General features: G+C 63.2%; 8 protein-coding genes and 1 pseudogene. 1 reads left to right on the top strand and 8 read right to left on the bottom strand.

The window, feature by feature from the left end:
• Positions 1-405: 405 nt before the first annotated feature.
• From AC1D00_RS10450 to AC1D00_RS10420, 7 genes and pseudogenes are all read right to left on the bottom strand, one after another.
• Positions 406-1,389: pseudogene (locus AC1D00_RS10450) on the bottom strand (M24 family metallopeptidase).
• Positions 1,390-1,571: 182 nt separating this feature from the next.
• A complete protein-coding gene (locus AC1D00_RS10445) occupies positions 1,572-2,786 on the bottom strand; it encodes a M20 family metallopeptidase (RefSeq protein WP_477010612.1) in 1,215 nt (404 codons plus the stop codon).
• 17 nt (positions 2,787-2,803) lie between these two features.
• Positions 2,804-4,378: an ATP-binding cassette domain-containing protein gene (locus tag AC1D00_RS10440; protein WP_477010611.1), complete on the bottom strand. Its 1,575-nt coding sequence runs from the start codon at positions 4,376-4,378 to the stop codon at positions 2,804-2,806.
• Positions 4,375-5,205: an ABC transporter permease gene (locus AC1D00_RS10435; RefSeq protein ID WP_404555041.1), complete on the bottom strand. Its 831-nt coding sequence runs from the start codon at positions 5,203-5,205 to the stop codon at positions 4,375-4,377. The genes AC1D00_RS10440 and AC1D00_RS10435 overlap by 4 nt, the downstream gene beginning before the upstream one ends.
• Complete coding sequence (locus tag AC1D00_RS10430; protein WP_477010610.1) at positions 5,198-6,145, bottom strand: ABC transporter permease; 948 nt, start codon at positions 6,143-6,145, stop codon at positions 5,198-5,200. Before AC1D00_RS10430 ends, AC1D00_RS10435 begins: the two co-directional genes overlap by 8 nt.
• Before the next feature lie 15 nt (positions 6,146-6,160).
• The gene (locus AC1D00_RS10425) at positions 6,161-7,708 is read right to left on the bottom strand and encodes an ABC transporter substrate-binding protein (protein WP_135172955.1); all 1,548 of its coding nucleotides are present in this window, start codon (positions 7,706-7,708) and stop codon (positions 6,161-6,163) included.
• Between the two features lie 18 nt (positions 7,709-7,726).
• Positions 7,727-9,043 carry a M20 family metallopeptidase gene (locus AC1D00_RS10420; protein ID WP_477010613.1) on the bottom strand — a complete coding sequence of 439 codons (1,317 nt, stop codon included), beginning with the start codon at positions 9,041-9,043 and terminating at the stop codon, positions 7,727-7,729.
• A 77-nt stretch (positions 9,044-9,120) separates the two neighbouring features.
• On the opposite strand from AC1D00_RS10420, the gene AC1D00_RS10415 reads away from it, so the two are divergent.
• A complete protein-coding gene (locus tag AC1D00_RS10415) occupies positions 9,121-9,882 on the top strand; it encodes a GntR family transcriptional regulator (protein WP_477010609.1) in 762 nt (253 codons plus the stop codon).
• 988 nt (positions 9,883-10,870) lie between these two features.
• Here the strand turns inward: AC1D00_RS10415 and AC1D00_RS10410 are convergent.
• A partial coding sequence (locus AC1D00_RS10410) for a sugar transferase (protein WP_477010608.1) occupies positions 10,871-11,216 on the bottom strand: 346 nt, incomplete at its 5' end.

Raw genomic sequence — 11,216 nt, 5'->3', positions numbered from 1 at the left:
GCATAGGTGTTGCCTTGCAATCGGGCTTTTGTGTGCACCATGTGTGCATCGAGAATGTAGATTTGGCCTTTTGACCTCCAACGGAGAGACATTGATCTTGGAGAAAAGCAAAATATACCAAGGCTCGCTCGTGCTGGATTTCCCCGTCGCTCCAATCCCTTATAAGATCGAGCGACGACAAAATAGATCAAGGAAATGAACACCTTGCGCTGGAAATTTTCTACAGCCCCCATGATGAATTGGAGCGAGAGTTCAGGATTTTAAAACAGTTAGACGACGCCGTGTGCACCACGTGTGCACCGGGAGATCAAGAAAAATCTCATCACAGCCAATGTGAGAAGGCCTTCTGAAGTGGGTAGGAGTCGCCCCAGGTCGGGACGTGCACGTCTCTGGGCCGTGCGTTGCTCAGACCTGAAACACTTGCCGCGGCGAGCGCGTCAGACATTCGTGCCCGGTCTCAGTGACGAGCACTGTCTCGCTGATCGCGATGCCGTCGGCGGAGACATACATGTGGAACACCATACCTACCTCCAGCGTCCAATGGGCCGTGGGCAGGAAGATGCGCGAGAAGTCGCTGGTGCGCGGGCTATGGAGCGGATAGCAGCCGAGCGAATAGCCGGTGATTTTGGGGTAGTCGGGCCGCAGGCCATCGGCGAGCATCGCCTTTCGCGCCAGAGCATCGACGTCGGCGGCGTTGGCTCCAGGCTCGATCGCTTCGAACTGCCGGTCCTGGATATCGATAAGTCGCTGAGCGAGATGCTACCGGCGCGGGTCGATTTCTCCGATCACCGCCGAGCGCATCAGCCGGGCGCTATAGCCGTCGATATAGGGCAACAGCTCCATATGCAGGATATCGCCCTTGGCCAGCGGCTGCTTGGTCAGTCCGCCATGCAGGAACGCGTTGCCGACGCCAGCGGTAATGATCCCGGCGCGTGCGGCGTCCGCGCCTTCCTGCATGAAGACCTGATAGACGGCCGCTGCCGCGTCGCGGCCCGATCGGCCTTCGCCGGAGGCTTTCAGAGTTGCATCGATGCCGAGGTCGCCGATCGCGGCAGAGCGCCGGAGCACGGCGATCTCCCTCGTGCTCTTCCTGGCGCGGAGTTCGGCCATCACGCCGGAGAAGTCGACCAAGCGCGCGTCTGGCAGTTGCGCCGAGAGCTGCTTGAAGCGGGAGCGCGGCATGCAATAGGAATCCTCATCGAGCCCGACGCGGCCTGTCGCATAGCCAAGGCTACGGATGGTGTCGGCGAGCACCCGGATCGGGTCTTCCCAATCGGCGAAGGCAACGGAGCGCGACAGCCACGAGCTCTCGGTGAACGGGCCAAGGTCGACGGCGCGAAGTATCATGATCGGCTCGCCATCGCGCGGGAGGAGGCAGGCCCGGTACATGTTCTCCGAGATCAAGAAGCCGGTGACGTAGGCGAGGAACGCTCTGGTCGATGACGAGGACATCGAGTTCGCGGGCGGCCATCCGCTCGCGCACGCGCTTGATGCGCGCCTCATATTCGTCGATCGGAAACAACATCGTCATTCATCCTTGGCGGGATCGGGTGCGCGCGCTTCGGCGCCCACTATCCGCAAATCTCCAGAATAGCCAGCATGTAGATGCGGATCATGTCGATGAAGTCGACGATATCGACCCGCTCGTCGGGCATGGTGTTGTAGCGGCCGCCGGGGCCGCAGACGATGCCTTCCATCCCGCCGAAATAGTGCAGATGACCGGCATCAGTCCCATAGAAGCAGCTCGGGGCAACGGCGCCTGTCGGCTGCTCTTCGCCGCGTACCGCGCGATAGGCGCGGTTGACGGCCTCGACGATCGGGCTCGTACGCGCCACCTCGAAAGGCGGCATGGTCGGCACGCCGGAGCGGTCCTCCGACATGATCTCGGCCTTGAGGCCAGGGAACCGTGCTTCAAGCGCGTCGAGCTCGCGACGCATGTCGGCCATCGCGCCGGCCTCGGTCTGGCCTGGCGCATAGCGGCCCGAGCCCTTGATCCGCACGAAATCAGCGACCTGGGGCGTGCGCCATTCATGCAGCTCGCGGCCGAGCGCGCCGTGGACGACGCCGACATGGACGCGGTTGATCCGCTCATGCTCCGGCGAAAGGGCGCCCGAGAATTTCATCGCATTGAGGCGCGGAATGACGTCACACGCGGCCGCGATCGCATCGATCGCCTCTTCGCGCTTGGACAGATGACGGGTATTGCCGGTCAACTCGATGATGAACATGAAGGCGGCCGCATGCATCGTCATGGCCTTCAGATCGGTCGGCTCGGAGTTGATGAAATAGTCGGCGCGAAGTCCCTGCTCGACCAGCGAGTAGGTGCCGACGCCGCCCTGCAGCTCGCCCACCACGTAGGTGAGGATGACGTCACCCCTGAGTTTGACGCCGGCGCCGATCAGCGTCTTGACCGCGCAGAAGTAGGCGGCGTCGCCGGCCTTCATGTTGGAAACGCCGATGCCGTAGATGAAGGCGTCGTCGACCTTGCCTGCCCAGGGGTCGACGGTCCAGCCCTCGGTCACCGGGTTGGTGTCGAGATGGCCGWTGAACATCAGGCTCTTGCCGCCGCCCGCACCCTTCCAGCGGCCGACGGCGTTGACCCGGCCCTCCTTGCCGAAGGGCGCAAGCTCGGTCTCCAGTCCGATCTCACGCATGCGACCTGCCATGAAGGCTGCGAGCTGCTTTTCGCCGTCCGATTTGGAGTAGCTCTTGTGCTGCACCATGCGTGACAAGAGGTCGAGGGCGGCGGGCACATCGATTCGGGCGAGAAGTGCGTTGTGATCCATGGGGGAAGTCCTTGTCGTCAGCCGACTGGCACGGGCGAGGCGGCCATCAGTTCGCGGGTATAGGGATGGACGTGGTCTGCGTCGAAATCCTCGACCGGCAGCAGGTCGACCATCTCGCCTCGGCGCATCACCGCGATGCGGTGGGCGATTTGACGGATGAGGTTGAGATCGTGGGTGATGAAGAGAAAGGCGGTTCCGGTTTCCTCGCGCAGCGCCAGCAGCAATTCGATGATCTGTGCCTGCACGGAGACGTCCAGCGGCGCCGTGATCTCGTCGCAGATCACGAGTTTCGGCCGTGCGGCGAAGGCACGCGCGATGGCGATGCGCTGCTTCTCGCCGCCTGAAAGCTGATGGGGCCAGCGGTTGGCGTAGGATGCGGGCAGGCGCACCTGTTCGAGCAGGCGGGGAATATCCGCAAGATGGCCGCCGTAGAGCTTGAGAGGACGCGACAGGATCTCGTCGATCCTGTGACGCGGATTGAGCGAGGCATCGGGATGCTGGAATATGATCTGTACGTCGCGGCGGTAAGCGGCGTTCATGTCGCGCATGCGGTGGATCTCGTGCGCGTCGAAGGTGATCTTGCCCGAGAAGCGTGCAAGCCCGGTAAGGGCGCGCGCCATGGAAGACTTGCCAGAGCCGGACTCGCCGACAAGACCGAGGATCTCGCCGCCACGAACCTCGAGCCCGATCTTTTTCGTAGCCGGCGGCGGCGCGTCGCGAAACAGTCCGCCGCTGCCATATCGGACTTCGATGTCGGAGGCCGCGAGAACGACCTGGTCACCCGGCTTGTCATGGACAAGACGGCGTTCCGGTCTGGGCACGGCGTCTACAAGTGCGCGCGTGTTAGCATGTCGCGGCGCACGGAAGATGTCGGCTGCCGGCGCCTGCTCGACCAGGCGGCCGCGCTCCAGGACCGCGACCCGGTCCGCGACCCGCGTCACAAGCGCAAGATCGTGAGAAATATAGAGCGCGGCGACGCCCGTCTCCCGGCGTAGTCGCGCGAACAGTTCGAGGATGCGTGCGCCCGTGATCACGTCGAGTGCCGTGGTCGGCTCGTCGAACAGGATGACGTCGGGACGGCAGCCGAAGGCGGTGGCAATGATGACGCGCTGTTTTTCTCCGCCGGAGATCTCGTGAGGGTAGCGCCGCATGATTGCGGCAGGATTGTTGAGATCGACGTAGCCAAGCAGATTGATGGCGAGCGAACTGGCGTCGCGCTGCTTGAGGCCGCGGTGCTGGATCAGGGCTTCCGTGATTTGACGACCGATGGTGAGCGTCGGGTTGAGTGAGGTCGAGGGATCCTGAAACACCATGCCGAGCCGGCGGCCGCGTATCCTGGTGAGCTCGCCTGGGCTCAATCGTTGCAGGTCGATGTCGCCGAGACGCAACGAGCCGGCAACTTCACGGGCATTTTCCGGCAAATGGCGCATCAGCGCCCAGGCGAGCGAGCTCTTGCCGGAGCCGGACTCTCCGACCAGGCCCAGCACCTCGCCTGGTCCGATCTCCAGCGAAATGTCGTGCAGCACACGTACCGGGCCAGCGGACGAGATGTAGTCGAGCGTATAATTCTGGATCGAAAGTACGGGGGTCACCGCTCGTCCTTCGGGTTGAGGGCGTCGCGAAGACCATCGCCGACCAGGTTGAAGGCAATCGCGGTGAGTGCAATCGCGGCCGAGGGCGCGATCAATCCCCACGGTGCCTGATGCATGTATTGGCGCGCGTCCGCCACCATGAGGCCCCATTCGGATGCGGGCGGTTGGGCGCCGACGCCGAGAAAGCTCAGCGTCGCGAACAGCATGACGGCGAAGGATACGCGGATGGTGGATTCGATCACGATCGGCGCCATGACGTTCGGCAACATCTCGCGGAAGATGATCCAAGGCGCTCCCTCGCCACGCGCGATGGCCGCCTTGACATAGTCCTGATTGCGTACGTTGAGCGCGGCCGAGCGGGTCACCCGCGCCATGCCCGGCGCAAAGGCCACCGCGATGGCAATGACGGCATTGCCGGCGCCGTTGCCGAGCGTTGAGACCAGCAACAGGGCCATCAGAAGGCCGGGGATCGCCATCACGGCGTCGATCGTGCGCATGATGGCCTCGTCGGTTCGTCCGCCGAGATAGGCAGAGCCAACGCCGATGGTCGCTCCGGCTGCGCTGCCGACGAAGGTGGCGATGAAAGCGAGCGGCACGGTCGAACGCGCGCCGACCATCAGGCGGCTCAGGATGTCGCGGCCGAATTGATCGGCGCCAAGCCAGTTCTGCCAGCCGGGTGCGCGAAATCGGCCAAGAAAATCAATCTTCTCCGGCGCATAGGGCGCCAATGCGGGCCCGAACAGGCAGGCGGCCGCGATCAGCGCCAGCAGCACGATTCCGACGAAACCCTGTGGCTTTCGCATCAGGCGGATGAACAGCTCAGTCATAGCGGATCCGCGGGTCGAGAAACGCATAGGCCATGTCGGCGAGCGTGTTGGTGACGGCATAGGTCGCGGCCATGATCAACGCGCCCGCCTGGATCGAGGGCAGGTCGCGCGTGGTGATGGCGACCATCAGCGCGCGCCCGATGCCGGGAATGGCGAAGATCTCCTCGATCACGATGATCCCGCCGAGCAAATAGCCGACGTCGAGCGCGATGATGGTGACGACCGGCAACAGCGCGTTGCGCAGGGCGTGACGAAACACCACGGTGCGTTCCGGCAGGCCCTTCAGGCGCGCGGCGCGGATATAGTCCGATTTCAGCACGTCGAGCGTCTCGGAGCGCATCATGCGCATGACATGCGCGACGAGGATCAACGAGACAGTGAGCACCGGCAGCGCCAGATGACGGATGCCGTCGCCGAAATCCTCCAGTGGAGAGACGTAGCCGGTCGCCGGCAACCAATGCCATGTATCGGCCAGCAGCAGGGCAAGCAGCGTCGCAGTGACGAATTCCGGCAGCGAGACCCCGAGATAGGCAATCAGGCTGACGCCCGTGTCGGTGAGCCTGCCTTGCCGCAGCGCCGCGACCACGCCGAGCGGCACGGCAATGGCCAGCGTGACCAGGATGGCTGATACGGCCAGCAGCAGCGAGCGCGACAGCGCCGCCAGCAATTCCGGGCCGACGGGCAGGCTCGTGCGCATCGAGATGCCGAAATCGCCGGTGAAGACGTGGCGGGCCCAGCGACCATATTGCAGCCAGGATGGATCGCCGAGCCCCAGCCTCGTCCTGAGCGCGGCCAGCACTTCGGGCGTCGCGTTTTCCCCGAGCAGCGACTGGGCGGCGTCGGCCGGCAGGATCTGCGTGATGGCGAACACCAGCATCGAGACCACGATGACGGTGTAGACCATCAGCATCAAACGGCGCGCAAACCAGGCCAGCGACACCGAGCGCCTCCGGCGTCAGGCGCGCTTCGGCGCGCCGGCGCCGAGCGAGGCCATGTCGAGGCGGAACACCGAGCCGCGTGGATGGAGAGCGTATCCTTCGACGTAGGACCGTTGTGCCGCGAGCAGGTCGAAGAATGCCGAAATCACCGAGGGGACCTCGGCGTTCATCATGTCCTGAGCCTTGGCGTAGAGTGCCGTGCGCTTCGCTTCGTCGGTCTCGACGCGGGCTGCATTGATGACCGCGTCGAAGTCCGCGTTGTTCCAGTGGGTCTCGTTCCAGGCCGCGTCGGATGTGTAGAGCAGCTTGAAGACGGCGTCGGCGGTCGGCTGCATGTTGTAGAAGCCGACGTAGAAGTTGCCTTTCTTCCAGACCTGGTCGAGATAGGTGGCATGCGGCATGGTCTGCACGTTGATGCGGAAGCCCGCCGCGGCCGCCATCTCGCGAACGGCGACGCCGAGCTGCGTGCGGGTTGACGGCCTGTCGGACGCGACCAGCGTCAAATCGATGCCGTTGGGATAGCCTGCGTCGGCCAGCAGCTTCTTCGCCGTGGCGATGTCGGGCTTCTTCAGCGGAATGTTCTTGTAGAAGTGGTAGGCGGAGCTCAACGGCGTGTCGTTGCCTGGCGTGCCGTAGCCGCCGGCGACGAAGCCGACGGTTGCCTCGCGATCCACCACCAAGGCCAGGGCCTGGCGGACGCGCACGTCGTTGAACGGCTTCTGGTCGCATCCGAGGTTGATGTTCAGGAACTGGCCGGATGGGGTGCGCAGCGCCTTGACGCCATCGGCCTTGGCGAGGCGCTCATATTCGCCCGGCGCGGTCGTGAGCAACAGATCGATTTCACCGGAGATCATTGCGGACGCTTCGGCGGTGCGGTCCGGATAGACCAGCAGCTCGATCCGGTCGAGGTAGGGCCGCGCCGGATCATAATAAGCGGGGTTGCGTTCGACGACGATCCGGCGGTCGGGCTCGTACGACGCCAGCTTGAATGGGCCGGTGCCGTTGGCGGTGGTCGAAAGGCTCGCGAGGTCGCCGGCGATGACCTTGGCCGGAACGATACGCGCGTTGAGATAGGTGAGTGCCACTGGCAGGTCGGCATAGGCGCCTGCGAGCGTGAACTTGACGGTCAGCGGATCGACCGCGGCGACCTCCTTGATCGGGCCGACATTGGTGCGGCCGGGGGAAGCGGTCTTCGGATCGAGGATCGCGTTGATGGTGGCGACGACGTCGTCGGCGGTCAGCGGCGAACCGTCATGAAACGTCACGCCCGGGCGCAGCTTGAAGGTCCACTCGGTCAGCGTCGCGTTGGGCTCCCAGGACATCGCGAGGTCCGGCTCGACTGTCATGTCCGGCTTCAGCCGGGTGAGGTTGGAGTAGAGCAGTTCGGTGACGAGATATTCCGGGTTCACGCGCGCCAGCATCGGATGGATGACCGATGCGGCCTGGTCGACCGACATCCGGAGCACGCCGCCGCGCTTCGGGGCTTCGGCGAGGGCAATCCTGGGCAGACCGGCGAGGCTGATCGCGGTTCCCGCAAGGAAAAGACGGCGCGTGACGGACAGCATGGATGCGTGCTCCTTGAGCTAGCGGACGGCAGGTGTTTCGGGAGACAGATCGGAACGAAATTCGGCTGAAAGATAGGCAAGGACCGATTTCGCCAGCGCGACGATGTCGGCGCGCGTGGTAAATTCGCCGGGAGCGTGAATGCGGCTTTCCGGCCGGCCGAGGCCGGTCAACAGGATCTCCTGCATTCCGGTCCGTTGTACCCAGCCGAAATCAGAACAGCCCGTCGCACCCCATTTGGCGAAATCGTCCGGTGCGTATCCGAACCCGGCCGACAGCGCCTCCTGCCAGCGCGGCCAGTGCGGGCCTGTTGGATCGGATGTCGGCATGAGGTGGCCGGTGAGAACGACGTCGACGTCGGCCCCGGGGGCCGCCGCAAATATGGCGTTCTCGATTGTGGCACGCGCGGCCTGAAAGTCTTCTTCAGGAGCATAGCGCCGACAGACGAGAATTTCAAAGAGCGATGGAGTCTGGCCGCCGCATTGGCCGCCATGGGCTGCGGAAATATCAAGCTGGGCTGCGAGCGGATGCGTCGCATGCGGCGGCGCCGGCAGGGCGGACGTCCGCGCGGCGATATCTGGTTTCAATGCTGCGAGCGCATTGAGGATCGGCAGTGCGACCTCGATGGCGTTGGCGTTTGAACCGGCGGCTCTGGCTTGGCTTGCGTGAACCGTCTTGCCGCGCACGCGCACCAGCAGCGTGAAGAGACCAAAGCAGCCGGCCCAGATGCGCGGCGCTGCGGCACCGTTGAAGTTCAGAATGTGGCCTTCGAGCAAACCCTGCTCCGCCAGATAACGCACGCCGGGATAGAGTCCGGCTTCTTCGTCGGTGCAAAGCAGCAGCATCGGGTCGTAGCCGAGTGAAACACCGATCGTGTCGGCGGCGCGCAGCGCGAGCAGCACGGCCGCGATGGTGCCTTTCATGTCGGCGGCGCCGAGGCCGATCAGGCGATCGTCGTCGCGCGTCAACTGGAACGGATCGGTGGTCCACCCGGGCGCTGCCGGTACGGTGTCGACATGAAAATACAGCCCGAGCACCGGTTTGTCCGAGCGGCGGCGCGCGATGAGATTGGTTCTGCGCCCTTGCGCAGGGCCGCCCGCCACCCACCACAAATGCTCGGGGACTTCGACGCGTTGGCAGTCCAGGCCGAGTGTTGCAACGGCGCTCTCCATCAATCCGGCAAACGCTTCATATCCCGCGCCGGGCGGGAAACTCGTGTCGATCGCCACCATCCGAGCAAGATCGTCGATCGCACGCTCGACCGTGCGCTCGATTTCGGCGAAACCGTCGGTCAGCGTCGGGCTGGCCTGCCCAGGGCCTTGCGGTGGAGAAAACATTTGCGGCGGCTCATTTCTATATTCTATAAAGAAATATGCAAAGCCGATTGCTGTCAATTCCGAAGAATGAGGCAGGCGTGACCGGTAAACAGGCAAAAGCAGCGGCGAGCGACCAATCCAGCCTACCGGTTCCGTTGTACGAGCACGTCAAGCGGCAGATCGCCGAGGCGATCCTGGTGGGCGAACTGTCTCCGGGCACGGTGCTTCCCGGTGAAGTTGCACTTGCCGCGCGATACGGGGTTGCAGTCGGCACCATCCGCCGGGCGCTCGCGGACCTGACGGCCGACGGCATGCTGGTTCGCCGGCGCAAGACCGGGACGGTCGTGACCGGCCGCGCGCCACAACATAGTCTGCGCTTTTTCTTCCAGTATTTCCGACTTCATGGCGAAGACGGCGGGCTCCAGCGCTCCGTGCCCGAAGTCTTGTCCGTGACGTTGCGGCCGGCCGATGCAGAGGAGGCCATCCTCTTCACGGAAGTCGTTGGTGAGCCGCTGCTCTGTCTTCATCGCGTCCGACGTGTTGGCCGCGTGCCGGTGATGCATTCGCGAATACGGATCGTTGCGCGCCGAGTGCCCGATTTCCCACATGCGCCGGCAAGCGTGCCGGCGCTGCTCTACCTCCATCTGCTCGACGCCTATGGCATTCGCATCGCGGCGATACGCGAGAAGCTCATGGCAGAGCTCGCCGACAAGGAGGATCGGCGTCTACTTGCGCTGGCTTCGCCGAACGCCGTTCTGGTGATCCGCGAGGAAGCGTACGATCAAGCCGGTGCGCTTGCGATCCTGAGCGAGCACCGCGCCACGACTGCGCATCATCACTACGTGAACGAGATCCGCTAATCTGTTTCGAGCGGTTGCTCCGCGGGCGGCAGATTTGACACGGCCGCCCTGCTGAGATCATCAAGCAATCCGCGCGACGTTCCGCCGGGTCTGTCGAACATCGAGCGCAGAGGCCGATCACCGATGCGGGTTGTGACGCACGGACTAGAGATAGCATCCGCTTGTGCCAATCAGATCTCAAATGTTAATTCGCAGCGAATGTCGGTAGCGGTGGTTGTGTCTCCCCGAGCTGAACCAATTTGCCGTTTTCTCCCGCCGCTCGAACGCGTGCGCTTATTTGACTTTCTCCGACGACGCTTCCTTACGTTAGCTCGAATTGGCCCATGATGGATTGGAGCGAGAACTCTGGAGTTTCAATCGGTTAAGAGGCGGCGTATGCACGACGTGTGCACCGGGAGATCAAGAAAAATCTTCCGACATCCAACGTGAGCGAGTTTTCCGAAGTGGTCGGGGCGGTCGCGGGGCGCCGCTTCGTCGGCCACGCATTCGCGCAGCTACACCTACGGCTTGTTCGATCAGTGATGCAGCGTCCTTAATCAGCGGGTCCCAGGTTCGAGCCCTGGTGCGCGCACCACCCAAAACTCATTTCTCTTCAATGCGTTATTGGCAGAGGCGTTGAGAACAGAACGGGTCTCGTGCGACACTTTTTGTGGTCGCACGCCCTGCGACGAGTGGCGAAATTCCTAAAACGTTCGTGCTGAAATCCCGCAAAGGGTGGCACCGATTGGCAGCGTGTTTCGCGGCGAAAATCAACGAGAGAGCTGCGCGCGGTCGGTATGCTTTTGCTAGGTCTTCCGGCGGGCGATGGGAATGGTGATCGCGGCACTCAACTCGGACTCTCTGCGTTGTGCCACCGCAAATATCAATAAGTCGAGCACCACAGGATTTCTGCGGGGAAGCTCTTCAGTCCTTCCTTTCCCACCTGCAATTCGAGCAGATCGATGCCGGAATCGGCGCGATCCGCGTCGCGAGCTACGACAAGAATGGTTCAATAAACGTCCTGACCCGAGAGCGTTACCACGGTCCGGATCATGATGCGAATGTCCAACAAAATGCTCCAATTAGTGACGTACCAGACATCAAACTCAACGCGCTTCTTCATCAGGTCGATGGTAGGTGTCTCGCCGCGAAGGCCGTTCACCTGAGCCCAGCCGGTGAGGCCGGGTTTGACGTGACGGCGACAGGCATAATTGCCAATCATCTGGTCGTAATAGTTGTCATGCGCCAGAGCGTGCGGCCGCGGACCCACTAGCGACATTTCTCCGCGCAGCACGTTCCACAGTTGAGGCAATTCGTCGATGCTGGTCTTGCGCAAGATCCGCCCGATCCTGGTA

The sequence above is a fragment of the Bradyrhizobium sp. P2_E8 genome (assembly GCF_056403875.1).
Note: the sequence above shows the minus strand (reverse complement) of the source record. Positions and strands in the feature narration are given on the sequence as shown.

What these genes read in the sequence shown, in the direction of transcription:
- AC1D00_RS10435 (WP_404555041.1), bottom strand. Translation starts at nt 5,205, where the DNA reads ATGACTGAGCTGTTCATCCGCCTGATGCGAAAGCCACAGGGTTTCGTC.
- AC1D00_RS10425 (WP_135172955.1), bottom strand. Translation starts at nt 7,708, where the DNA reads ATGCTGTCCGTCACGCGCCGTCTTTTCCTTGCGGGAACCGCGATCAGC.
- AC1D00_RS10420 (WP_477010613.1), bottom strand. Translation starts at nt 9,043, where the DNA reads ATGTTTTCTCCACCGCAAGGCCCTGGGCAGGCCAGCCCGACGCTGACC.